This window comes from Leifsonia sp. 21MFCrub1.1, from assembly GCF_900107895.1.
GTDB lineage: Bacteria > Actinomycetota > Actinomycetes > Actinomycetales > Microbacteriaceae > Leifsonia > Leifsonia soli.
In genome coordinates, this window is the sequence record NZ_LT629867.1 from 882,173 (window position 1) to 906,107 (window position 23,935).

General features: G+C 71.4%; 22 protein-coding genes and 1 riboswitch. Of the genes, 11 read left to right on the top strand and 11 right to left on the bottom strand.

Annotated elements, in window-relative coordinates; all coding sequences use genetic code 11:
• Positions 1 to 54: 54 nt before the first annotated feature.
• Positions 55 to 918 (bottom strand): formyltetrahydrofolate deformylase, encoded by an 864-nt coding sequence (gene purU, locus BLW09_RS04090; protein WP_089908788.1) that lies wholly within the window; start codon positions 916 to 918, stop codon positions 55 to 57.
• Between the two features lie 106 nt (positions 919 to 1,024).
• Here purU and BLW09_RS04095 point away from each other — a divergent pair, with 106 nt between their 5' ends.
• The 3 genes from BLW09_RS04095 (at position 1,025) to BLW09_RS04105 (ending at position 4,415) form a co-directional block, all read left to right on the top strand.
• Positions 1,025 to 2,491, top strand: a complete 1,467-nt coding sequence (locus tag BLW09_RS04095) for a purine-cytosine permease family protein (RefSeq protein ID WP_089908791.1) — start codon at positions 1,025 to 1,027, stop codon at positions 2,489 to 2,491.
• Positions 2,488 to 3,033: a cysteine hydrolase family protein gene (locus BLW09_RS04100; protein WP_089908794.1), complete on the top strand. Its 546-nt coding sequence runs from the start codon at positions 2,488 to 2,490 to the stop codon at positions 3,031 to 3,033. The genes BLW09_RS04095 and BLW09_RS04100 overlap by 4 nt, the downstream gene beginning before the upstream one ends.
• 158 nt (positions 3,034 to 3,191) lie before the next feature.
• Complete coding sequence (locus tag BLW09_RS04105; protein ID WP_089908797.1) at positions 3,192 to 4,415, top strand: MFS transporter; 1,224 nt, start codon at positions 3,192 to 3,194, stop codon at positions 4,413 to 4,415.
• 64 nt (positions 4,416 to 4,479) lie between these two features.
• Here the strand turns inward: BLW09_RS04105 and nagA are convergent, their stop codons facing one another.
• From nagA to BLW09_RS04135, 6 genes are all read right to left on the bottom strand, one after another.
• Positions 4,480 to 5,688: an N-acetylglucosamine-6-phosphate deacetylase gene (nagA, locus tag BLW09_RS04110; RefSeq protein WP_231947046.1), complete on the bottom strand. Its 1,209-nt coding sequence runs from the start codon at positions 5,686 to 5,688 to the stop codon at positions 4,480 to 4,482.
• The gene (locus tag BLW09_RS04115; protein WP_089908799.1) at positions 5,685 to 6,470 is read right to left on the bottom strand and encodes a DeoR/GlpR family DNA-binding transcription regulator; all 786 of its coding nucleotides are present in this window, start codon (positions 6,468 to 6,470) and stop codon (positions 5,685 to 5,687) included. Before BLW09_RS04115 ends, nagA begins: the two co-directional genes overlap by 4 nt.
• On the bottom strand, positions 6,467 to 7,327 hold the full coding sequence (locus BLW09_RS04120) for a class II fructose-bisphosphate aldolase (RefSeq protein ID WP_089908801.1): 861 nt from the start codon (positions 7,325 to 7,327) through the stop codon (positions 6,467 to 6,469). Before BLW09_RS04120 ends, BLW09_RS04115 begins: the two co-directional genes overlap by 4 nt.
• Positions 7,328 to 7,412: 85 nt before the next feature.
• Positions 7,413 to 8,324 carry a 1-phosphofructokinase family hexose kinase gene (locus tag BLW09_RS04125; protein ID WP_089908804.1) on the bottom strand — a complete coding sequence of 304 codons (912 nt, stop codon included), beginning with the start codon at positions 8,322 to 8,324 and terminating at the stop codon, positions 7,413 to 7,415.
• Positions 8,321 to 9,322, bottom strand: a complete 1,002-nt coding sequence (locus BLW09_RS04130; protein WP_231947047.1) for an ROK family protein — start codon at positions 9,320 to 9,322, stop codon at positions 8,321 to 8,323. Before BLW09_RS04130 ends, BLW09_RS04125 begins: the two co-directional genes overlap by 4 nt.
• Complete coding sequence (locus tag BLW09_RS04135; RefSeq protein WP_089908808.1) at positions 9,319 to 10,197, bottom strand: SIS domain-containing protein; 879 nt, start codon at positions 10,195 to 10,197, stop codon at positions 9,319 to 9,321. Before BLW09_RS04135 ends, BLW09_RS04130 begins: the two co-directional genes overlap by 4 nt.
• Positions 10,198 to 10,560: 363 nt before the next feature.
• Between BLW09_RS04135 and BLW09_RS04140 the strand changes: the two genes are divergently transcribed.
• The 4 genes from BLW09_RS04140 (at position 10,561) to BLW09_RS04155 (ending at position 15,073) form a co-directional block, all read left to right on the top strand.
• Entirely contained in the window at positions 10,561 to 11,802 is a 1,242-nt protein-coding gene (locus BLW09_RS04140) for an extracellular solute-binding protein (protein WP_089908810.1), read from the top strand.
• A gap of 5 nt (positions 11,803 to 11,807) precedes the next feature.
• Positions 11,808 to 12,764, top strand: coding sequence for a carbohydrate ABC transporter permease (locus BLW09_RS04145; protein WP_089908813.1), 957 nt, complete (start codon positions 11,808 to 11,810; stop codon positions 12,762 to 12,764).
• On the top strand, positions 12,761 to 13,657 hold the full coding sequence (locus BLW09_RS04150; protein WP_089908815.1) for a carbohydrate ABC transporter permease: 897 nt from the start codon (positions 12,761 to 12,763) through the stop codon (positions 13,655 to 13,657). The genes BLW09_RS04145 and BLW09_RS04150 overlap by 4 nt, the downstream gene beginning before the upstream one ends.
• A gap of 171 nt (positions 13,658 to 13,828) precedes the next feature.
• Positions 13,829 to 15,073, top strand: a complete 1,245-nt coding sequence (locus BLW09_RS04155; RefSeq protein WP_231947048.1) for a hypothetical protein — start codon at positions 13,829 to 13,831, stop codon at positions 15,071 to 15,073.
• A gap of 51 nt (positions 15,074 to 15,124) precedes the next feature.
• Here the strand turns inward: BLW09_RS04155 and BLW09_RS04160 are convergent, their stop codons facing one another.
• A complete protein-coding gene (locus tag BLW09_RS04160) occupies positions 15,125 to 16,654 on the bottom strand; it encodes a family 20 glycosylhydrolase (RefSeq protein ID WP_089908821.1) in 1,530 nt (509 codons plus the stop codon).
• Positions 16,655 to 16,788: 134 nt separating this feature from the next.
• A riboswitch (ZMP/ZTP riboswitch) is annotated at positions 16,789 to 16,886 on the top strand.
• 32 nt (positions 16,887 to 16,918) lie between these two features.
• Between BLW09_RS04160 and glyA the strand changes: the two genes are divergently transcribed.
• From glyA to BLW09_RS04175, 3 genes are all read left to right on the top strand, one after another.
• On the top strand, positions 16,919 to 18,244 hold the full coding sequence (glyA, locus tag BLW09_RS04165) for a serine hydroxymethyltransferase (RefSeq protein WP_089908823.1): 1,326 nt from the start codon (positions 16,919 to 16,921) through the stop codon (positions 18,242 to 18,244).
• A gap of 96 nt (positions 18,245 to 18,340) precedes the next feature.
• Positions 18,341 to 19,222, top strand: a complete 882-nt coding sequence (locus BLW09_RS04170) for a bifunctional methylenetetrahydrofolate dehydrogenase/methenyltetrahydrofolate cyclohydrolase (protein ID WP_089908826.1) — start codon at positions 18,341 to 18,343, stop codon at positions 19,220 to 19,222.
• A complete protein-coding gene (locus BLW09_RS04175; RefSeq protein WP_089908828.1) occupies positions 19,219 to 19,716 on the top strand; it encodes a YbaK/EbsC family protein in 498 nt (165 codons plus the stop codon). The genes BLW09_RS04170 and BLW09_RS04175 overlap by 4 nt, the downstream gene beginning before the upstream one ends.
• A 108-nt stretch (positions 19,717 to 19,824) precedes the next feature.
• Here BLW09_RS04175 and BLW09_RS04180 read toward each other — a convergent pair whose 3' ends face one another.
• From BLW09_RS04180 to galT, 3 genes are read right to left on the bottom strand one after another with little or no spacing between them, the layout of a single operon-like run.
• Entirely contained in the window at positions 19,825 to 20,631 is an 807-nt protein-coding gene (locus BLW09_RS04180) for an MBL fold metallo-hydrolase (protein ID WP_231947049.1), read from the bottom strand.
• Positions 20,632 to 20,686: 55 nt separating this feature from the next.
• Positions 20,687 to 21,847: a galactokinase gene (gene galK, locus BLW09_RS04185; RefSeq protein WP_089908835.1), complete on the bottom strand. Its 1,161-nt coding sequence runs from the start codon at positions 21,845 to 21,847 to the stop codon at positions 20,687 to 20,689.
• Positions 21,844 to 23,058, bottom strand: a complete 1,215-nt coding sequence (gene galT, locus BLW09_RS04190; protein ID WP_089908838.1) for a galactose-1-phosphate uridylyltransferase — start codon at positions 23,056 to 23,058, stop codon at positions 21,844 to 21,846. The genes galK and galT overlap by 4 nt, the downstream gene beginning before the upstream one ends.
• A gap of 82 nt (positions 23,059 to 23,140) precedes the next feature.
• Here galT and BLW09_RS04195 point away from each other — a divergent pair, with 82 nt between their 5' ends.
• Positions 23,141 to 23,926, top strand: a complete 786-nt coding sequence (locus tag BLW09_RS04195) for a DeoR/GlpR family DNA-binding transcription regulator (protein WP_089908841.1) — start codon at positions 23,141 to 23,143, stop codon at positions 23,924 to 23,926.
• The last annotated feature ends 9 nt before the right edge of the window (positions 23,927 to 23,935 follow it).

The window sequence follows — 23,935 nt, forward strand, 5'->3', positions numbered from 1 at the left end:
GCAGTCTACCGAGGCCGTGCGGCCCGGCGGCAGCGGGCGATTCCCCAGCCGAACTCACCGGAAGATGATGGTGCGCGCGCCGTCGAGCAGCACGCGGTCCTCCGCGAACCACTTCACGGCCTGCGTCAGCGTCCTGCTCTCCTCGTCCTGCCCGATGGCGACCAGCTCCTGCACGGTGTTGCTGTGGTCCACCCGCACGACGTTCTGCTCGATGATGGGGCCCTCGTCGAGGTCGCTCGTGACGAAGTGCGCGGTCGCTCCGATCAGCTTCACGCCGCGCGCGTGCGCCTGACGGTAGGGGTTGGCGCCCTTGAACCCGGGGAGGAAGGAGTGGTGGATGTTGATGGCGCGTCCGGCCAGCCGCTCGCACAGCTCCGGCGAGAGGATCTGCATGTAGCGGGCGAGCACCACGAGTTCGATGTCGTGCTCCTCGACCGCCTCGAGGATGCGCTGCTCGAACGCCGCCTTGGCCTCCGGGCCGCTCACGGCGCGCGACTCGAACGGGACGCCGTAGAAGCCGGCGAGGTCGCGCAGGGTGTCGTGGTTGGAGAGCACCAGCGGGATCTCGACGGGCAGCTGACCGGCGCGCTGCCGGAACAGCAGGTCGTTGAGGCAGTGCGCTGCCTTCGACACGAGCACGAGCGTCCGCAGCGGCCGGCCGACGTTGTCGACCCGGTGCGTCATCCCGAACTCCTCGACCACCGGGGCGAGCGCGCGCTCGAACTCGTCGCGTCCTGCCTCGGACTCCACCTGCAGCCGCATGAAGAAGCGGCCGGTGTCGGTGCTCGCGAACTGCTGGCTCTCGGTGATGTTTCCGCGCGCGGAGACGATCGCGCCGCTGACGGCGTGCACGATCCCTGGACGGTCGGAGCAGCTGAAGGTGAGCACCCAGTGGTTGGACGTGGAGGAGTCGGTCACCCGTTCAGGGTAGCGGTCGGCGTGATGAGCCCAGGCCGCGGCCCACCCCGGCAGCCCCGGGCGCGTCGATGTTGACGTGCGGGGCGGCGTGCACCACGATCGGTGCATGACCAGCACCGGTGAGGATGCGCCCGATACCCGTACGGGCGCGGCGTCCGCTTTCGACGTGGAGCTGAACGGGCTCAACACCATCCACGAGAGCGAGCGCAAAGGACGGCCGCGCGACCTGTTCTGGCCGTGGTTCGGCGCGAACGTCTCGGTGTTCGGCCTCAGCTACGGCTCGTTCCTGCTCGGATTCGGCATCTCGTTCTGGCAGGCCACGATCGTCGGCGTCATCGGCATCGTCGCGTCGTTCCTGCTGTGTGGCGTGATCGCGCTCGCCGGCAAGCGCGGCTCCGCTCCGACGATGGTGCTCAGCCGCGCCACGTTCGGGGTGGAGGGCAACCGCGTCCCCTCGGCGCTGTCGTGGCTGCTCACGGTCGGCTGGGAGACCGTGCTCGTCTCGCTCGCTGCGCTCGCCACCGCGACCGTGTTCCAGCAGCTCGGCTGGGAGGGCGGGGTCGTCACCAAGCTGGTCGCGCTGATCGTCGTCGTCGCGCTCGTCATCGTGGGCGGCGTGATCGGCTTCACCCTGATCATGCGCATGCAGATGATCATCACGATCGTGACTGGCGTGCTGACCGTCGTGTACATCCTGCTGGTGCTGAACCACATCGACCTGGGAGCCGTGGCGGCGCTTCCGGCGGGTGACGCCCCGCACGTCATCGGCGGCTTCGTCTTCATGCTCACCGGCTTCGGGCTCGGCTGGGTGAACGCGGCGGCGGACTACTCGCGCTACCTGCCGCGCAGCGCCCGCAGCGGGGGAGTCGTGGGATGGACGACCTTCGGCTCGTCGCTGGCTCCGGTCGTCCTGCTGATCTTCGGCATCCTGCTGGCCGGCTCCTCGTCGAAGCTGAGCGAGGCCATCGCCGCCGACCCGATCGGCGCGCTCGCGTCGCTTCTGCCCACCTGGTTCCTGGTGCCCTTCGTCATCGTCGCGGTGCTCGGCCTGGTCGGGGGTGCGGTGCTCGACATCTACTCCTCCGGCCTGGCGCTGCTCAGCGTCGGCGTCCGCGTCCCGCGCTACGTCGCGGCGGGCATCGACGGCGTCATCATGACCGCGGGGGCGGTCTACGTCGTGTTCTTCGCCACCGACTTCCTCGGGCCGTTCCAGGGCTTCCTCATCACGCTGGGCGTGCCGATCGCCGCCTGGTGCGGCATCTTCATCGCCGACATCCAGCTGCGCCGCCGCGACTACGCGGAGGCCGAGCTCTACGACCGCCGCGGACGCTACGGCGCCGTGCGCTGGCTGCCGATCGCCCTCATCGTGGTCGGGACCGCGATCGGCTGGGGGCTCGTCACCAACGGCTCCGCGTCGTGGCTCAGCTGGCAGGGATACCTGCTCGGCCCGATCGGCGGCAAGCAGGGCGACTGGGCGTTCGCGAACCTCGGCGTGCTCGTCGCGCTGGTGATCGGATACCTCGGCACCCTGCTGTTCTCCCGCGGCGCAGTGCGCCGCCAGGAGGAGCGATGACCGGCCCGACCCTCGTGGTCGTCGACATGCAGCAGGTGTTCGGCGCCCCGGCGAGCCCGTGGTTCACCCCGCGCTTCGCCGAGGCGGAGGCCGTCATCGCCGGGATGGTGCCCGCGTTCGAGCGCGTCGTGTTCACGCGCTTCGTCGCGCCGGAGCGGCCGGACGGCGCCTGGGTGCCGTACTACGAGCAGTGGCCGTTCGCGCTCGTCCCGGCCGACGATCCGATCTACGACCTGGTGCTCTCGTTCCGCGACTCCGGGCACCCGGTGGTGACCGAGACGACGTTCGGCAAGTGGGGCCCTGCGCTGCGGGAGGCGCTGGACGGGTCGCAGGATGTGGTGCTCGCCGGCGTCTCCACCGACTGCTGCGTGCTCAGCACGGCACTGGGAGCCGCGGACGCCGGCGTCCGCATCCGCGTCGCGGCCGACGCGTGCGCCGGTCTCAGCGACGCCGATCACCAGCGCGCCCTGGATGCGATGGCGCTGTACGCGCCGCTCATCGAGATCTCCGACAGCACTGCCATTCTCGACGGCCTCCGGTAGAATCGTCGGTGGTCGGCGGTTCCCGCACGGCCCTGGGCGCGCACATGGGCGCGTAGTCGACCCGCCATCCCCTCCCGGCAGCCAGCTTCAGGCACAGGCGCCGCGGCCCGCATTCGCGGCGGAATGGCCGGGGAACGCCGTCCGTTGGACAGATCCGTATGACTGCCACTTCGACGACTCCGGCGCGCATCGCGCCGAAATTCCCGTGGACCGGGCTGATCGCCCTCGCCGCGGCCACCTTCCTCTCCGTCACCAGCGAGATGATCCCGACCGGCCTGCTGCCGGACATGAGCGCATCCCTGGGGGTGAGCGAGGCCCAGATCGGGCTGCTCGTGACGGTGTTCGCCTTCACGGTGGTGGTCAGCAGCGCCCCGCTCACGGCCCTGACGCGGCGCTGGCCGCGCCACGGTCTGCTGATCGGCATCCTGCTCGTGCTCGCCGTCTCGAACGCGCTCACCGCGATCGCGCCGGACTACGCATTCGTGGTCGGCTCGCGCGTGCTCGGGGGCGTCGCGCACGGGATGTTCTGGTCGATCGTCGGCGCGTACGCCGGCCACCTGGTCCCCAAGGAGCAGATCGGCCGGGCCGTCTCCATCACGCTCGGCGGCGGAACGCTGGCCTTCGTGCTCGGTGTGCCGCTCGGCACGTTCGCCGGGCACGTCTTCGGCTGGCGGCTGTCGTTCGGGCTGCTGGCCGCCCTGATGGTCGTCGGCGCCGTGGTGATCTGGAAGTTCCTGCCCGCCGTCGAGCGGGAGGCGGACGGCAAGCGGAGGCGCGAGCGCGACCGCACGGTTCCGCGTCCGCGCGACCGCACCATCCCGCTCGTCGTCATGGTGTGCGTGATCGCGGCCGTCACCATGGTCGGGCACTACGCGTTCTACACGTTCGTCGTGCCGTTCCTGACCGGGCCGATGGGCGTTCCCGCCGGCAACGTCGGGGCCCTGCTGTTCATCTACGGCATCGCCGGGGCGGGCGGCCTGGTGCTCGCCGGGTCGGTGTTCGGCCCGCGGCCGCAGCTGGGGCTCATCCTCGCGCTCGTCGTGACCGGGATCGCGGTCGCGGCGCTCGCCGTTCTGGCCGGGCAGATCGTGCTGGCCCTGATCGCGTTCATCCTCTGGGGGCTCGCCTTCGGCGCCCTCCCTCCTCTGCTGCAGACGCGGATGCTGCACACGTCGTCCCCGGCGTTCCGCGACACCGCGAGCGCGCTGTATACGACGTCCTTCAACGTCGGGATCGGCGGGGGCGCGCTCGTCGGGTCGCTGATCTTCGACGCGGGCGGCCTGCTGGTGCTGCCGTGGGCGTACGTCGGCCTGCTGGTGGTGTCCGTCGCCCTGGTGCTGGTCGTCGGCCGCATGTCCCGGACCGTCCTCGCCCGCGCCTGACGCCGTCCGTGGGTCGCAACATGCCGTCATCCGCCGGGGATGACGGCATGTCGCGCCCCACGGATCAGGCGGTGACGGAGGTGGGGACGGGCGCGCCCGCAGCCCACACCCGGACGACGCGGAAGCCGGCGTCGAGCAGCACGGCGTCGGCGGCGTAGCCGGGGAGGAGACGGCCGAGGTCGCCGCCGCGTCCGACGGCGGCCGCCGGCGTCTCGGTGAGCGCGCGGACCGCCTCCGCGACGGGGATGCCGACCTCGAGCACCGCACGGCGCAGTGCGTCGTCGAGGGTCAGCGTCGAGCCGGCGATCGAGCCGCCGCCGGCGAGACGGGCGACGCCGTCACGCACCTCGACGTCGAGCGAGCCGAGGATGTAGTCGCCGTCGGCCGAGCCGGCCGCGGCCATCGCATCCGTCACCATCGCCATCCGTCCCGGTGCCGCGGCGAACGCGATCCGGACCATCTCGGGATGGACGTGGACGCCGTCGTTGATGATCTCCAGCGTGACGCCGGGCGTGCGGGCAGCGGCGGCGACCGGCCCCGGCGCGCGGTGGTGCAGTCCCGGCATGGCGTTGAACGCGTGCGTGAGGATGCTCGCCCCGGCGTCGAAGGCGGCCAGCGCCTGGTCGTAGTCGGCGGCGGTGTGGCCGACCGCGACGGCCGCACCGGCGGCGGAGAAGGCGCGCACCGCGTCCATCCCGCCGGGCAGCTCCGGGGCGATGGTGATCTGCCGGAGTGTGCCGGCGGCGGCCTCCACCAGCAGGTCGATGTCGGCGCGGGTGGCCGGGCGGAGCAGCGCCGGGTCGTGCGCGCCCTTGTGGCCGACGTCGAGGAACGGCCCCTCCAGGTGCGAGCCGAGGATGCGCGGGTCGGCCGCGGTGAGCGCCGCCACCTCCCGGACGCGCCGGGCGAGCTCCGCAACGGGCGCCGTCACCAGGGACAGCACCGAGCGGGTGGTGCCGTGGCGGCGGTGCAGCTCGAGAGCGCGGGCGATCGCGTCCGGGCCGTCGTCGAAGGAGGCGCCTCCGCCTCCGTGCACGTGGATGTCGACGAAACCGGGAGTGAGCCAGGCTCCGGCCGCGTCGGTCACGGTCGAGGACGCCGTTCCCGCCGCATCCATCGCCCCGGGCTCGTCGCGCCACCCGTCGCCGGTGCCGACCGCGCCGATGGTGTCGCCGTCGAAGCGCACCCAGCCGTTCTCGACCACCGTGCCGCCGTCGACCAGCCGTGCCGAGTGGATCAGTCGCGTCGAGTGGATGAGCCGGTCGTCGCTCACGCGACGATCACCTCCATGCCGTGCTCGACGAACGCGGCCCGTTGCTCGTCGGTGATGCCGTCGTCGGTGATGAGCGTCGTCAGCACCTTCGGGCCGCCCAGGGTCGCGAACGCCTTGCGGCCGATCTTGGACGAATCGGCCACCACGACGGCCCGGGTCGCGCGCCGCGCCATCAGCGAGTTGACGCTCGCTTCGCCCTCGTCGTGCACGGTCGCTCCGACGATCGGGTCGATGCCGTTGACGCCGATGAAGGCGATGTCCATCGTGATCTTCTCCAGTACGACGTCGCTGTACGGACCGACGAGCTCGTAGGAGCGCGCGTGCACGACGCCGCCGGTCATCACGGTCTTGATCTGCGGTCGCATCACCAGCTGCGCAGCGATGTTGATGGCGTTGGTGACGACGGTGAGGCTGGGATGCGGCGAAGCCTCCATGAGGTCGGGGCGCGACCCGAGCACGGTCGCGACGGCGGTGCTGGTCGTGCCGCCGCACAGCCCCACCACGGCGCCGCGGGGGACGAGGGCGCTCGCCGCCTGCGCGATCCGCAGCTTCTCGGGCGCGTGCTGCTCGCGCTTGTAGCGGATCGGCAGGTCGTAGGCGACCGACTGCCCGATCGCGCCGCCGCGGGTGCGGGTCAGCAGCTGCTGCGAGGCCAGCGCGTCGAGGTCGCGGCGCGCGGTGGCCGCCGACACATCCAGCTTGGCCACGATGTCGTCGACCTCGATCTGGCCGGCCTCCGCCAGCAGGTCGAGCACGGCGTTCAGCCGTTCGGCTCTGTTCATCGCTGTGCGCTCTCCGTTCCGCCTGCCACATCGAACAGGGTCATCAGGCGTGCCGCTTCCCTGGTCACCGCGGAGCGTCCCTCCCGCACGTACTTCCGCGGGTCCACGACGTCGGGATGCGCGGCGAGGTACGCCCGGATCGCGTCCGTGAAGAACCGGTTGAGGTGGGTGGAGACGTTGACCTTGGTGATCCCTGCGCGGATCGCCGCCTCGATCGTCTCATCCGCGACGCCGCTGGAGCCGTGCAGGACGAGCGGAACCGGTACGGCGTGTCGCAGCCGGGCGATCAGGTCGAGGTCGAGGGAGGCGGTCCGCTCGGTCATGGCGTGGGAGCTGCCGACGGCGACGGCGAGGGCGTCGACCCCGGTCTCCTCGACGAAGCGCCGGGCCTCGTCCGGGTCGGTGCGGACGCCGGGCGCGTGGGCGCCGTCCTTCCCGCCGATCTCGCCGAGTTCCGCCTCCACCAGCACGTCGTTGGCGTGCGCGTGCTCGACCACCCGCACCGTCGCGCCGACGTTGTGCTCGTAGTCGAGGGCGGCGCCGTCGTACATCACCGAGCCGAAGCCGCTCTCGACGGCGCGTCGGGCGAGCTGCTCGTCCTCCGCGTGGTCGAGGTGCACGGCCACGTGCGCGGTCGACTCCCTGGCCAGGGCGAGCGTCGCCGATGCGATGGGGTCGAGCGAGCCGTGATACGCGACGCAGTTCTGCGAGATCTGCAGGATGACGGGGAGCCCGGTCTGCTCGGCCGCGTCGACGAGGGCCTCGGCGGTCTCCAGCAGGATGACGTTGAAGGCGGCCAGCCCGGTGCGGCGGCCGACGGCCGCGTGCAGCAGGTCGGCGGTGGGGACGAGGGGCATGGCGGCGGCTCCGGGACGGTGGCTGATGGGCGAAGGGGTGGACGACGGCAGGATGGCGGCGGGATGGCGGCGGGCGATCGCCGGCTCAGCCGGTCTCGATCCGGGACGCGAAGTCCCGGAAGCCGGGCGCGAGCTCGCCGGCGAGCGGGGCGAGCACGGCGGCGGCTGACCAGGCGGTGGCGCGGCGGACCAGGGCGGACGGATCGGAGACACCGGCGGCGAGCAGGCTCGCGACCGCGGCGACGGCCGCATCCCCGGCCCCGGTGGCATTGCCCGTCAGCGGCGTTCCGAGGCGGGCGTGGACGGGCGCGCCTTCGGGCGGCACCGCGAGCATGCCCTCGGCGCCGAGCGAGACGAGGACCAGCCCGGCTCCGGCGTCGAGGAGCATGCGCGCCCCGGCGACCGGGTCGTCCAGGCCGGTCGTCTCGGCCAGTTCGCGGCGGTTCGGCTTCACGACGGAGGCGCCGGCCTCGGCCGCGCGGACGAGCGGCGCCCCGACCGCGTCGATCACGCTGGGCAGTCCGTGCGCGTCGGCGGCGGCGACCAGGCGGGCGTACACGTCGTCCGGCGCATCCGGCGGGAGGCTGCCCGACCCGACGACGCAGGTCGCGGGAACGACGAGCCGGTCGACGGCGTCGTGCAGGGCCGTCCACTCGGCCGGGGTGAGCGGGCCGCCGGTCTCGTTGATCACCGTCGTCTCGCCGCTCGACTCGTCGAAGACGGCGACGCTGCTGCGCGTCGGCGCGGCGACCGGCACGAGCTCCGAGGGCAGCTGCGACGCCTCCAGATCGTCGGCGAGCCGGAGTCCGGGGGCGCCTCCCGCGGTGGTGAGGACGAACGCGGCGCTCCCGGTCTGCGCCAGCACGCGGGCGACGTTGAGCCCTTTGCCTCCGGCGCGGACGGCCGGGGCGGCCGCGCGATGCGTCTCGCCGGGGAGCAGCCGCGGCACCCGGTACGTGAGATCGAGCGCCGGGTTCGGCGTGACGGTGAGGATCACGACGCCACCTCGGCGCTGGGCTCGACCGACCGCGCCGCCGAACCGGCACTGCGGTCCCGCGCCCGCAGCGCCGCCCCGATCAGCCCGGCGTTCTCGCCGATGCTCGCCGGCAGCAGCACGGGACGCCGGTGGAAGGTGAGGATGGCGTCGAGCTTCTCCGCCAGCGGCTCGAACAGCGCGGGGCCGGCCTGCGCCAGTCCGCCGCCGATCACCACCGCCTCGGGCGCCAGCAGCGCGACGGTGTGCGAGAGGTCGAGGGCGAGCGCATCCACCGCAGAGTCCCAGACCGCGCGGGCGGCCTCGTCCCCGGACTGCGCCAGGGCGAGCACCTCCCGCGCGCCAGGAACGTCGGAGCCGGTGAGCGCGTTGTACCGCCGCGCGATGGCCGCGGCCGACGCGACGGCCTCGAGGCAGCCGATGCCGCCGCAGGCGCAGAGCGGTCCGTCGGCGACCCGGGAGTGGCCCATCTCGCCGGCCAGGCCGCCGCCGGTGTGCAGCCGGCCGTCGAGGAAGATCGCCCCGGCGATGCCGGTGCCGATCGCCATCACGACCACGTCGCGGTAGGGCGCTGCGGCTCCCAGCCGGTGCTCCGCCTCGCCGGCGCCGCGGACGTCGTGGCTGAACGCCACCGGGACGCCGAGCGCGGCCTCAGCGCGGTCGCGGAACGGGAAGTCGCGCCAGCCCAGGTTCTCGGCGAAGATGCCGACCCCGGCGTCGTCGTCCACGTGGCCCGGCACCAGCAGCCCGGCCGCCTGCGGAACGACGCCCGGGTGCTCCGCCCGGAACCGCTCGGCGACGGCGGCGATCGCCGCCACCACCGCGTCGCCGGTCGCATCGCCGGCGTGCGGGGTCGGGATGCGCACCACCTGCACCAGCCGGCCGGCGGCATCCACGAGGGCGGCCTTGGTGTCCGTCCCTCCGACGTCGAACGCGAGCACCGGTGCGCCGTCTCCCAGCGGAGCGGCGGCCGGCAGCGGGGTCAGGGGCTCTGCGGTCACGAGGGGAGGATGACCGATCGGGTGAGGTTGCGGGGGCTGTCGGGGTCGAGTCCGGCGCGACGGGCGCGGGCCAGAGCGACCCGCTGCGCGCGCACCAGGTCGGCCATCCCGTCGATCGGGCGGTCCTCGAAGCGCGCCCCTGTGGCGGCGACGTCACCGGCCAGCCCGGCCGGCGCCTCACCGAGCATCCAGGTGACCCGGCCGGGCGCGGCGATCGCGATCGGTCCGTGGCGGTACTCCTTGGCGGGATACGACTCCGTCCACGACTGCGACGCCTCGCGCATCTTGAGCGCCGCCTCGTGGGCGAGCCCGACCGTCCAGCCCGCGCCGAGGAAGCTGTACTGATCCGCGGTGACGAGCTCGTCGTCGAGGTCTTCCTCGATCGCCGCGGCGGCCTGGTCGATCGCGGGGGAGAGGTCGTGGCCGAGCGAGGCGCGGACGAGCGCGAGGGCCGTGGTGGCGAACCGGGTCTGCACGACGGACTGCTCGTCGGCGAAGGGCAGCCGGATGGCCACATCCACCAGTCCGACGAGCGGGGTGTCCGGGTCGCCGACGATGCCGACGGTGCGGGCCCGGTTGCCGGAGCCGCGCAGCTGGTCGAGCAGTTCGAGCACCTCGGTCGTCGTGCCGGAGCGGGTGATGGCGACGATGGCGTCGTAGTCGCGGTCGACGAACGCCTCGGAAGCGGCGAACGCATCGGTGACGCCGTGTCCGGCGGTCTCGCGCAGCGCCGCGTACGACTGCGCCATGAACCACGAGGTGCCGCAGCCGACGACGGCGATGCGCTCGCCGGTCGCGGGGAGCAGCGACTGCTCCTCGCGCAGTCCGGCCGCGGTCGCCCACGTCTCCGGCTGCGACCGCAGCTCGGCCTCCATGTGGGCTCCTGCGGTTGGTGCGTGCGTCACTGATCGCTCCTGTTCTGCGCCGTCGGCTGCTGAAATGCGTGTAGGTCTGGCAACAATGATCACTGATGATCGAACGGGTTGTCTAGTGATCATGTTCAATCGTTTCACGGGGTGAACCTCGGAGAGCGCCGCCATCCTGTAAACGCCGTGTAACGATCTTGTGCATTGTTCTTGACGCAACGGTGCTGACGCGTCATGATTTCGATCATCCATTGAGTGCAAGTGCTTGTTTCAAGCAGAAACAAATCACTAAGCATCAACAGCTACGCATCGTCGCGCAGGTTCCATCGGCAGTGACGGTTCGCGTATTCCCTTTGAGAAGTGAGGAAGTCAATGAAGAAGTCACTGCGGTGGGGAGCGGCGGTCGCAACCGCGGCGGTCGCCACCATGACGCTCGCCTCCTGCGGCTTCAGCGGCGGGTCCGGCGGCTCGTCCGGCGGCGCGCAGACGCTCGACCTGATGGTCGCCAGCTACTCGGACAACACCAAGACCGAGTGGCAGCAGATCATCAAGGACTTCGAGGCCAAGAACAGCGATATCAAGGTCAACCTCGACGTCGAATCCTGGACCGACATCAACAACGTCATCAAGACGCGGATCCAGGCGCAGAAGCAGCCCGACATCCTGAACATCGACGCGTTCGCCGGCTTCGCGGCCGACGACCTGCTCTACCCGGCGAAGGACATCGTCTCCTCCGCGACGCTCGACGACTTCCAGGACGCCTTCAAGAAGAACGCGAGCATCGACGGCACGCAGTACGGCCTCCCGTTCATCGCCTCCGCTCGCGCGCTGTTCTACAACAAGGACGACTTCTCCAAGGCCGGCATCTCGGCCCCGCCGAAGACGTGGGCCGAGTTCGAGGACGCGGCCGCCAAGCTGAAGGCCGCCGGGATCACGCCGTACGGCATGCCGCTCGGCAGCGAGGAGGCGCAGGCCGAGACCGCGCTCTGGTTCTACGGGGCCGGCGGCGGCTACGGCGACGCCAAGAAGCTGACCATCGACAGCTCGGAGAACGTCGAAGGCGCCACCGAGATGCAGAAGATCATCACGCAGGGCTACACGGAGGCGAACCCCGGTTCGACCAACCGCACCCCGCTGCTGAACGTCTTCATCCAGGGCCAGCTCGGCATGCAGGTCGGCCTGCCGCCGACCGTCGGCCAGATCAAGGACAAGAACCCGTCGCTGCAGTACGGCATCGCGCCGATCCCGACCAAGGACGGCTCGCCGTTCACCCTCGGCGTCGCGGACCACCTGATGGCGTTCAAGAACAAGACCGACAAGACGGCATCGATCAAGAAGTTCCTCGACTACTTCTACTCGAAGGACGTCTACACCAAGTGGGTCACGGCCGAAGGCTTCCTGCCGACGACCAAGTCCGGTGCGGAGGCGATGGGCTCGGACGAGACCATCAAGCCGTTCCTCGACCTGCTGCCGAACGCCAAGTTCTACCCGTCCACCAACCCGAACTGGTCGGCCGCGCAGGGCGCGATCCAGAGCCAGATCGGGCAGCTCGGTCAGGGCGCGAAGCCCGAAGACCTGCTGAAGTCCATCCAGGCGAAGGCCGACGGCCAGTAACCCGGATGACCAGCACCGCTGAAGCGACCCGCGCGGGGGCGGCCACCGGCCGTCCCCGCCGCGGGGCGTCCCCCAAGCCCACCGGCGGGGCGTCCGATCTCTGGCACGCCGTGCCGTGGACACTGCCCGCCCTCATCCTGATCTTCGGCGTCGTGCTGTTCCCGGCCGGCTACATGATCTACAACTCCACCCGGAAGATCTCGATCGCCGGGGTGGACCACGGATCGGTCGGCCTGCAGAACTACATCACGGTGCTGTCGCGGCCAGAACTCCCTGGCATCCTGCTCAACTCCCTGGTCTGGGTGGTCTCGGTGGTCGTGATCACCGTGGTGATCTCGCTCGCCCTGGCCCAGTTCCTCGACAAGAACTTCCCCGGGCGGCGCTGGGTGCGGATGGCGATCATCGTCCCGTGGGCCGCCAGCGTGGTGATGACCACGACCGTGTTCGTCTACGGCCTCGACCCGTTCTACGGGATCATCAACAAGTTCCTGGTCGACATCCACCTGCTCGCCGAGCCCTTCGGCTTCACGAAGGAGCCGGTTCCGGCGTTCATCTCGTCGATCGGCATCGCGGTGTTCGTCTCGCTGCCGTTCACGACGTACACGATCCTCGCCGGGCTGGCCGGGATCCCCGGCGACATGCTCGAGGCGGCGAAGATGGACGGCGCCGGAGCGTTCCGCGCCTACTTCAGCGTCACCCTCCCGAACCTGCGGAGCGCGATCGCCCTCGCGGCGCTGATCAACATCATCAACGTGTTCAACTCGCTGCCCATCCTGAAACTGATGACCGGGTCCATCCCCGGATACAAAGCGGACACGACGACAACCTACGTGTTCAAGCTGCTTCAGAACGAGCAGCGCATCGACCTGTCCAGCGCCCTCAGCGTGATCAACTTCCTGATCGTGCTCGTCGTCGTCGGCATCTACCTGTGGGTCGTGAAGCCGATGAAGGAGGTCTCGTGACCGCGCCAGCCCCCGTCGCCCTCGCCGGAGCGCCGACGCCGCGCCGCCGCCGCCCCCGGTCGGCCGGCGGTTCCTGGCGCGTCGCCGGGAAGACCGTCGCCGGCATCGTGATCGCCCTGGTCTTCATCGCGCCGTACCTGATCATGCTGATCGGCTCGTTCAAGAGCAGGAACAACATCCTCGCCGTCCCGCCGACCTACCTGCCCGAGCAGTGGCATCCCGAGAACTACCTCACGATGTGGTCGACGCCCGAGACGCCGCTGCCGTACAACCTCATCTCCACCATCGTGATCTCCGTGTTCGCGACGGTGCTGGTGCTGCTGGTCTGCGTTCCCGCTGCGTACTACACGGCACGGTTCCGCTTCCCGGGCCGCGGGATCTTCCTGTTCCTCGTCATCGTGACCCAGATGCTCCAGCCGACCGTGCTCGCGACGGGTCTGTTCAAGGAGATGGTGGCTCTCGGGATCAACGACACCTGGCTGGCGATGATCCTCGTCAACGCCGCCTTCAACCTGGCGTTCGCGATCTGGATCATGCACAGCTTCTTCGCGGGCGTGCCGAAGGAGGTCGACGAGGCGGCGCAGCTCGACGGCGCAGGAAAGTGGACCGTCCTGTTCCGCGTGCAGCTGCCGCTGGTCTGGCCGGGCATCGTCACGGCGATCATCTACACCTTCGTGGCGTCGTGGAACGAGTTCGCGGCCAGCCTCGTGATCCTGTCCACGGATGCGAACCAGCCGCTCTCGGTGGCGCTCACCAAGTTCGTCGGCCAGTACGACGCGGCGTGGCAGTACGTCTTCGCCGTCTCGGTGGTCGCCGTCATCCCGGTCGTCATCCTGTTCATGCTCATCGAGAAGCGCCTCGTCGGCGGACTCACCGCCGGCAGCGTGAAGTAGGGCACCCCCGGACCCGGCGGGAGGCGCCGCGCGTGTGGCGCGACGCGGTCGTCTCCCGCCGTATGAGGACTCTCTCAGGCGAGTTCGGGCGGCTGCCGGAGGACCGTTTCCGGCGGGTACCATCCCAAGGGGCGGTCCTCGGTCGGGGATCGGCGGGCGACGGACGGGACGATGACAGCGGGGACCACGAGCACCAGGCGGCCGGAGCTTCTGGGCCGCCCGATGGCGGTACCGCGGCGGCTGCGGTTCGCGGGCCGCGATGTGCCCTGGTGGGCGGCCGTGCTCGTGCTGTACGCCGTCTCGCGGCTGCTCACGACGACCCTCATGCTGGCGTTGTTCATCACCGCCAACGTGGCGCACTGGGACTACGCGAGCCCGCGGATGAACCCGACGTTCTTCACCTTCTCGGGATCGTGGGACGGCTCCTACTACAGCCAGATCGTCGAGCAGGGGTACCCCACCAGCCTGCCGCGCGACAGCGACGGCTCCGTGCAGCAGAACCCCTGGGCGTTCCTTCCGCTGTTCCCGATGGTCGTGCGGGTCGTGATGGTCCTCACCGGGCTGAGCTTCTATCCCGCCGGGTTCGCCGTCGCGATGGTCTTCGGGGCTGCCGCCAGCGTCGTGCTGTTCCGGCTGGTCGCAGCACGGGCGGGCGTCTCGAGCGCGTTCTGGGCGACGGCGTTCTTCTGCTTCGGACCGCTCTCGTTCGTGCTGCAGATCGCCTACGCCGAGAGCATGTTCTTCTTCCTCATGTTCGCGGCGCTGCTGGCCATGATCCAGCGGAAGTACTGGCTGATGCTGCCGTTCGGTGTGGCCGCCGCGTTCACCCGGCCCGGTGCGCTGGCCCTGCCGCTCGCGCTCGCGATCGTCCTCGTGGTCCGGATGGTGCTCGTCCGGCGCGGCGTGGACGCGTTCCGGCCGCGGGAGCGCCTGACGATGCTGCTGACCGGCGGGCTGATGGCGCTGGCCGGCCTCGCCTGGCCGATCATCGCGGCCGTGGTGACGGGAACGGGCGATGCCTATGTGGCCACCGAGCTCTCCTGGTGGACGGGATTCATCGGCACCGTCGCGTTCATCCCGCTGACCCCGTGGTTCCTGCTCAGCTGGCGCTACCTGAGCATCCTGGGCGCTCTGATCGTCCTCGCGGTCGTGGCCGGCTTCGCGTGGGTGCTGGCGCGGCCGTCCGTCCGGGCGCTCGGGACGGAGACCGTCGCCTACGCGGCGAGTTACGGCCTGTACCTCTTCGCGGTGTTCCTCCCGCAGCAGAGCACGTTCCGGCTGCTGCTGCCGCTCGCTCCGTTGGCGGGAGCGCGGGGGCTCACCCGCCATCGCACGGCGCGGAAGGCGGTGCTGATCGCCGGCATCGCGCTGCAGCCGGTGGCGATCGTGCTGCTCTGGTTCATCGGCTACCCCTGATCCGGTCGTGATCAGCGGGCGACCTGCCGGGAGACCGTGCCGGGAGGCGGCTCAGCCGACGGGCTCCGGCCACGGCACGTCCGGCACGCGCCGGTACCGGGTGCCTGTCGCATCCCAGTGCTCGGCGAGCCGGGCGACGCGCGCGCCGAACTCGTCCAGATCGCGGGCGGCCTCGACGGGCTCGGTGTCGGCCGGTGCCGGCGACCAGCCCACCTCGGCGACCGCGGCCAGCCGGGGGAGGACCATCTCCTCGACCTCCTCGATGGTGCCGACCGTCTCGGTCCACAGGGCGGCCTCCACGCCGAGGATGTGCGCATCCCCGACGCCGGGGATCACCCGCGCCGGGTCCCACACGAACGCATCGCGCAGGGTGGTCGGCTTGCCGGTCCAGTCCTGGCCGATCGGGTCGCCCTCGGCGTAGACGATGTCGAGGTAGGCGGCGTCCGACGGCGACAGGATGAGCGACCCGCCGCCGCGGACGAAGGTCACGGCGTACTCGGCCGAGCGATCGCGCGGCGTTGTGAAGTCCCAGTACTGCCCGACGGTCCCGGCGGGCAGACCGTGCGCCTTGCCCATCTCGTGCCAGCCGACCGGCGTCTTGCCGTTCTCGGCGACGACATGGGCCGCCTCCTCGACGAACGCGACGAAGTCGTCGGGCGCGGTGCTCAGGCACTCGTCGCCGCCGAGGTGGAGCAGCGGACCGGGTGTCAGGGCGGCCACTTCGCGGACGACATCGCGCACGAATCGCCGGGTCACCGCATCCCCCGTCCGCAGTGTGCTGAAGCCGACGTCGGACCCGGTGTACAGCGGCCGGGCCACGCCGTCCGGGTTGAGCACGGGATAGGACGCGAGCGCCGCGTTCGTATGCCCCGGCATGTCGAGCTCGGGGACGACGGTGACGTTCCGCTCGGCGGCGTAGGCGACGATGTTGCGGAACTCGTCCTGCGTGTAGAAGCCGCCGCGGCTGCCGTCGCTGCCGGTCGAGCCGCCGATGCGGGTCAGCTCCGGCCACGACTCGATGTGGATGCGCCACCCCTGGTCGTCCGTCAGGTGCAGGTGGAGGTGGTTGACCTTGAGCAGCACGATCGCGTCGATGAACCGCTTCACCTCGGCGGGCGTGAAGAAGTGGCGGGCGACATCCAGCATCGCGCCGCGGTACGCGTATCGGGGATGGTCGTGGATGCGGACCTGCTCGACCGTCAGCCCGTCGCGGTCGCCGTCGCCGTCGCCCGCGGCCGGGAGCAGCTGACGCAGCGTCTGGACGCCCCAGAACGCGCCAGCCGGGGTGGCGGCGCCGATCCGCACGCCCTCGGCGGCGACCTCCAGCGTGTAGCCTTCCGCGCTGTCCGACCCGTCGTCGTGCGCCCCCTCGCCGTGCGCGATCACCACGGCGATGTCGCCGAACGCGGGAGGCTCCGCGACGACCGGCAGGTCGCGCGAGCAGTCGTCCGCGAGCGCCTCGCTCAGCAGGCGTCCGACGGCGTCCGCTCCTGGCCCGGCCACGCTGATGCGGGCGGTCGGCCCCAGCACGAAGGGGGAGCCCGGCGACGGCTGGGTGAGAACGGGGCGGGGCACGACCACGGTGGGCTCCCTTGCGGGTCGGGGCAGAGCGGAGGAGACCGACTCCGCCCGCCCCGCGTGCGTCGGCCACCAGCGAGTATCGCAGCGCGTCCGGCGTTGAGCAAGGGTTCCGCCCGGCGTGCGCTTTGCTATGCTTGGCCCGTCGCGACTGGCGCTCAGATGGTCACCATCGGGGAGCGACACGGAACCTCGAGAACACGGATGGATGCGGCCGCGCGCCTGGGTCGCCACGCAATGGTCCATCCCTGTACGAAGGAGCCGGCAATGACCGATACCCTCCCCTCGACGTTCACCGCCCCTCTGGCGGAGGTCGACCCCGAGATCGCGGAGGTGCTGCAGCTCGAGCTCGGCCGCCAGCGCGACTACCTCGAGATGATCGCCTCCGAGAACTTCGTGCCGCGCGCGGTGCTCGAAGCGGTCGGCTCTGTCCTCACCAACAAGTACGCGGAGGGCTACCCGGGCCGCCGCTACTACGGCGGCTGCGAGTACGTCGACATCGCCGAGCAGCTGGCGATCGACCGGGCCAAGGCCCTGTTCGGCGCGGAGTACGCCAACGTCCAGCCGCACTCGGGCGCCTCGGCCAACGCCGCGGTGCTCTCCGCCATCGCGACACCGGGCGACACCATCCTCGGTCTGGAGCTCGCCCACGGCGGCCACCTCACCCACGGGATGAAGCTCAACTTCTCGGGCAAGCTCTACGACGCCGTCTCCTACGGCGTCGACCCGGAGACCTTCCTCGTCGACATGAACGTCGTGCGGGACAAGGCCATCGAGCACAAGCCGCAGGTCATCATCGCCGGCTGGTCGGCCTACCCGCGCCAGCTCGACTTCGCGGCGTTCCGCGAGATCGCCGACGAGGTCGGAGCGAAGCTGTGGGTCGACATGGCGCATTTCGCCGGTCTCGTCGCCGCCGGGCTGCATCCCTCGCCCGTGCCCTTCGCCGACGTGGTCAGCTCGACCGTGCACAAGACCATCGGCGGACCGCGCTCCGGCTTCATCGTGAGCCGTGACACCGAGCTCGCCAAGAAGCTCAACTCGAACGTGTTCCCCGGCCAGCAGGGCGGCCCGCTGATGCACGTGATCGCCGCGAAGGCGACCGCGTTCAAGCTGGCGGCCACCGAGGAGTTCAAAGACCGCCAGGAGCGGACCATCCGCGGCGCGAAGCTGCTCGCCGAGCGCCTGACGGCCGACGACTCCCGCGCCGCCGGCGTCGACGTGCTCACGGGCGGCACCGACGTGCACCTCGTGCTCGCCGACCTGCGCACCTCTGAGCTCGACGGCCAGCAGGCGGAGGACGTGCTGCACGAGGTCGGCATCACTGTGAACCGCAACGCCGTGCCGTTCGACCCGCGCCCGCCGATGGTGACCTCCGGTCTCCGGATCGGCACCCCGGCGCTCGCGACCCGCGGCTTCGGCGACACCGAGTTCACCGAGGTGGCCGATATCATCGCGCTGGCCCTGCGTCCGGGCGCCGACACCCGCGCCCTGCGGGCCCGCGTCGACGCGCTGACCGCCGCGTTCCCGCTCTACCCCGGCCTCACGCCCTCCGGCGCCGAGGCCGTCCAGGTCGAGCTCCCCTCCTCCATCTGACCCCACCCCCCCGTCGAGTACGCGAACTTTGCACGTTCGCGAGGCGTTCGCCGTGCAGTTTTTGCGTACTCGACGGAGGAAACGCAAGGAGACACCGTGACCGCACAGATTCTGGACGGGAAGGCGACCGCCGCCGCGATCAAGGCGGAGCTGAAGGAGCGTGTGAGCGCGCTGCGTGAGCAGGGCGTCGTCCCGGGGCTCGGCACGATCCTCGTCGGCGACGACCCCGGCTCGCAGTGGTACGTCGCCGGCAAGCACCGCGACTGCGCGGAGGTGGGCATCGCATCCATCCGCCGCGACCTGCCCGCCGACATCTCGCAGGCCGAGCTCGAGGCCGTGGTCGAGGAGCTGAACGCCGACCCCGACTGCACAGGCTTCATCGTGCAGCTCCCGCTGCCCGGGCACCTCGACACGGACGCCATCCTCGAGCTCGTCGACCCGGCGAAGGATGCGGACGGTCTGCACCCGACGAACCTCGGCCGCCTGGTCCTCAACGTCAACCGGCCGATCACGTCACCGCTGCCGTGCACGCCGCGCGGCGTGATCGAGCTGATGCTGCGGCACGGCATCGACATCCGCGGCAGGGATGTGGTGGTCGTCGGGCGCGGCGTCACCGTCGGCCGCTCGATCGGCGCGCTGCTCACCCGCCGTGAGTACAACGCGACCGTCACCCTCACCCACACCGGCACGCGCGACCTCGACGCGCACCTCCGCCGCGCCGACATCATCGTGGCCGCCGCGGGCGTCGCCGGCCTCGTCACGGCGGCGAACGTCAAGCCGGGCGCCATCGTGCTCGACGTCGGCGTGAGCCGCGTGGAGGACCCGGTGACCGGAAAGAGCGTCGTCGCGGGCGATGTGGCTCCGGATGTGGCCGAGGTCGCCTCCTGGATCTCCCCGAACCCGGGCGGCGTCGGCCCGATGACGCGCGCGCTGCTGCTGCAGAACGTCGTCGAGTCGGCGGAGCGGGAGCTGCTGTGAGCGACGCCGCGGCCGAGCGGACGCATCCCGCGGTCGAACGCGTCGAGGCGGCACTGCTCGCCGCGGGCGTCGAGCCGCGGGTGCGCTGGTTCGCGTCGGCGACGCCGACGGCCGCGTCCGCCGCGGCCGAGCTCGGCGTCGAGGTCGGCGCGATCGCGAACTCGCTGGTCTTCACGATCGACGGCGAGCCGCTCCTGGTGATGACCTCCGGCGCGCACCGCGTCGACACCGCGTTCCTCGGCGAGCGGCTCGGCGGCCGCATCCGCCGTGCCGACGCGGAGACCGTCAAGGCGGCGACCGGCCAGACCATCGGCGGCGTCGCGCCGGTCGGCCACCCGCAGCCGCTGCGGACCGTGGTGGATGTGGCGCTCGCGGACTACCCGGAGGTCTGGGCGGCCGCCGGCCACGCCCACACGGTGTTCCCGACGACCTTCGACGAACTCATCCGCCTCACCGGCGGCGAGCCCACCCCCGTCGAGCCGCCCCTCCTCTAGCCCCCACCGTCGAGTCCGCGAACTTTGCACGCGAAACGCCCCCGCGGCGTGCAAAGATCGCGGACTCGACGGTGGGGACAGTGGGGACGGGGGGACGGGGGACGGGGGTCAGCGGTCGACGACGACGATGAAGCGCTTCGCGACGACGCGCTCGCCGGGCACGCCGCGCAGCTCGCCGAGGGCGGCCAGCACGCGGTCCAGGATGCGCGGCCGCAGCGGCAGCGGAGCCTCGTCCGGCTGCTCGACCGTCCCCGCCGGATAGTCGACGCCCGGCTCCGACGACATCTCGATGTGCGCGCCGCGCAGCTCGCGCACCGGCGCGGGCGGGTCGTCGCGGAACCGGATCAGCCGCTCGATCGTCGCCCGGTACTGCCCGAGGTCGCGCACGTACAGCCGGGCGGGCAGGACGGTGTCCCCGGTGAACAGGATGCCCGTCTGCCGGTCGAAGAAGACGACGGCCGACGGCTCGTGCCCGGGCCCGCCGATCACGTCGACGACCCGGCGACCGAGGTCGTAGGAGACCGTCGCGTCCGGCCAGGTCGGGAATCCGAAGAACCCGATCACCTCGGCGGGGCTGGTGCCGACGACCGTGGTGCCCGGCCGGTCCCGCAGGAGGGCGTCGCCCGCGATGTGGTCGCCGTGCCCGTGGGAGTGGGCGACGACCAGGGGATACGGCCGCACGAACACAGCCGGGTTGCGGCGCAGCCACTCCGCGATGAGGCCCTCGACGGTCGTGCGCAGCGGGAACACCGCCTCGTCTGCGGTCGCGCCGGTGTCGATGAGCAGCGCCCGCTCCCGCCCGAACAGCAGGTAGAGGAACGGCGCCTCCCAGTGCGACGTCTTGGGCTGCCGCAGCTGGACGGTGTCCGCGTCGAGCCAGACCACGACCGGATCGTTCACTCCCTGTCCACTCACGCGTCACAGTGTGGCACCCGCGGGTGACCGGGAGGTGAACCGGCCCGGGATGCGGTCAGCTTTCGCGCCGCGCACCCTCCGACGCCTGCACGGTGAAGAGGTCGGGCTGGCCGAAGCCGTGCTCGGCGAACGCGCCGTCGAGCGCGACGAGCACGCGGCTGAGGGCATCCGTCGGCACCAGGGCGATCGCCGAGCCGCCGAAGCCGCCCCCGGTCATCCGCGCGCCGATCGCGCCGTTCGCCTGTGCGGTCTCCACGGCCAGGTCGAGCTCCGGGACCGAGATCTCGAAGTCGTCGCGCATGGAGACGTGGGAGGCGTCCAGCAGTTCGCCGATGGCGCCAGGTCCCTGCTCGCGCAGAGTGCGCACGGTGTCGAGCACGCGCTGGTCCTCGGTGACGACGTGGCGGACGCGGCGGAAGGTCACGTCGTCCATCAGCTCGCGTGCGCGGTCCAGGTCGCCGACCGACACATCCCGGAGCGCCTCGACGCCCAGGATGCGCGCGCCCTCTTCGCACGAGGCGCGACGCTCGGCGTAGCCGCCGGTGGCGTGGGAGTGCGTCACACCGGTGTCGATGATGAGGATCTCGAGCCCGGCGGCCTCGAGCCCGAGGGGCACGACCTCGGAGTCGAGCGACCGGCAGTCGAGGAAGACGGCGGCGTCGCGCTCGCCGAGGAGCGACGCGGACTGGTCCATGATGCCGGTGGGCGCGCCGACGGCGACGTTCTCGGCCCGCTGGCCGACACGCGCCAGGGTGCGGCGGTCGAAGCCGAGCCGCCACAGGTCGTTGAGTGCGACCGCGACGGCCCCCTCGATCGCCGCGGACGACGACAGGCCGGCGCCGACGGGCACGTTGGAGTCGAGCAGGATGTCGACGCCCGGCACGGCGGCCAGGTCGGCGCCGAACTGGCCGAGGGCCCAGGCGACGCCCAGCGGGTACGCCGACCAGCCGGAGAGGACCTCGGGCGCGAGCTCGTCGAGGGAGACCTCGACCACCTCGTCCGCGAACGTGCTCCCGACGCGGAGGATGCGGTCATCGCGCGCGCCGACCGCGGCGACGGTGCGCCGGTTGATCGCGAACGGCAGGACGAATCCCAGGTTGTAGTCGGTGTGCTCGCCGATCAGGTTGACCCGGCCGGGAGCCGACCACACGCCGTCGGGTTCGCGGCCGAACACCTCGGCGAAGTCGTCGCGGACGCCGGTGCGCAGGTCGGTCATCGGTCAGCCTCTCGGTCGGAAGGGGATGCGGTGCCCGCCGGAGCCACGACGGGCCCGGTGACGAGCCCGGTCACGGAGACCGGCAGATCGCCGACCGGGTTGTCGCGGTCGGCGCGGGCGACGGCGTCGCGGAGAGCCGCGGCCGCCTGCTCGGGCGGGATGTCGCCCACCCAGGCGCCCATGGCCGACTCCGAGCCGGCCAGGAACTTCAGCTTATCCGCGCCGCGCCGGGGGGAGGTCAGCTGCAGCATGAGGCGGATCTCGTCCCGCCGCACGCCGACGGGCGCCTGGTGCCAGGCGGCGATGTACGGAGTGGGGGTGTCGTAGAGCGCATCCACCCCGCGCAGCACACGCAGGTAGAGCGTGGCCAGCTCGTCCCGCTCCGCGGCGTTCGTCTCGGCGATGTCGGCGACGTGGCGGTGCGGCAGCACGTGGATCTCGATCGGCCAGCGTGCGGCGAAGGGCACGTAGGCGGTCCAGTGCTCCCCGGCGAGCACCACGCGCTCGGAGGCGCGCTCGCGCTCCAGGAGGTCGGGGAACAGCGTCGGCCCGTAGGCGTCGAGCGAGCGGATCAGGGCGGTCGTCCGCGGCGTGATGTAGGGGTAGGCGTAGATCTGCCCGTGTGGGTGGTGCAGCGTGACGCCGATCGCCTCTCCGCGGTTCTCGAACGGGAACACCTGGCGCACACCGGGCAGCGCGGAGAGCTCGGTGGTGCGGTCCGCCCAGGCCTCGATGACGGTCCGCGCACGCGACGGGCTGAGGCTTCCGAAGGAGCCGGCGGTCGCCGGGCTGAAGCAGACGACTTCGCAGCGGCCGACGGAGGTGCGGGTGCGGCCGAGCCCCACCCGCGCGAGGTCGTCGAGCCCCTCGGGGGCGTTGTCGTCGACGAGGAGCGGACCGAACGACGGCGACTTGTTCTCGAAGACGGCGACGTCGTAGAGGTCCGGGATCTCGGACGGGTTGGACGGAGTGGCCGGGGCGAGCGGGTCGAGCTCGGCCGGAGGGAGCATCACCCGGTTCTGGCGTGCGGCCGCGATGGACACCCACTCGCCGGTGAGCGGGTCCTGGCGCATCGTCGCGGTGGCCGGACGGGGTGCCGGCTCGCGCAGGTCGGGCTTGCGCTCCGCGCCGAGCGTCGTGTCGGCGTCGTCGTAGTAGATGAGGTCCCGGCCGTCGGAGAGACGGGTGGGACGCTTCGTGATCGAGGCCATGCCATCCTTTCGATTGCGAAAGCGAGAATACCGTCTCTTCTTTCGTATTGACAAGCAATCGCAAGCGTTCCAGCATGGGCGTATGAGCGAAGCCCTCCCCGCGGCGCTCCGGCGCGAACGGATGCTCGAGCTGATCGGGCGTGCCGGCTTCGCCCGGGTGTCGGATCTGAGCGAGGCGTTCCAGGTCTCCGACGTCACCGTCCGGAGCGACCTCGACGCGCTCGACCGCGAGCAGAGCATCCGGCGGGTCCACGGCGGTGCCGTGCTGCGGACGGCGGGGATGCGGGAGCCGAGCTTCGAGGAGGCCCTGGAGTCGTCGGCCGACGAGAAGCGCCGGATCGCTCAGGCCGCGGCCGCGATGGTCGCCTCCGGCACCAGCGTGCTGCTCGATGTCGGCACGACGACCGCCGCGATCGCCCGCGCCCTGGTCGAGCGCGACGACCTCGAGAACGTGACCGTGATCACCAACGGGCTCACGATCGCCCTCGAGCTGGAGCGGGCGATCCCACGGTTCGAGGTCGTCGTCACCGGAGGAACGCTGCGGCCGCTGCAGCACTCGCTCGTGGAGCCCCTGGCCGCCGCGCTGCTGGGTCGCATCCATGCCGACATCGCCTTCATCGGCTGCACCGGCGTCCACCCCGTCGGAGGCGTCACCAACGTCAACCTGCCGGAGGCCGACCTCAAGCGCGTCATGGTCGGATCGGCCGAGCGCGCCGTCGTGGTCGCCGACGGCAGCAAGCTGGGCCGCACGCACCTCGGCCGGATCGCCGCGGTGGACGAGGTCGCCGAGCTGATCACGGGGGAGTCCGCGCCCCTGCCCGAGGTGGCGGCCCTGCGGGATGCGGGGCTCCCGGTGATCGTCGCCTGAGGCCTAATC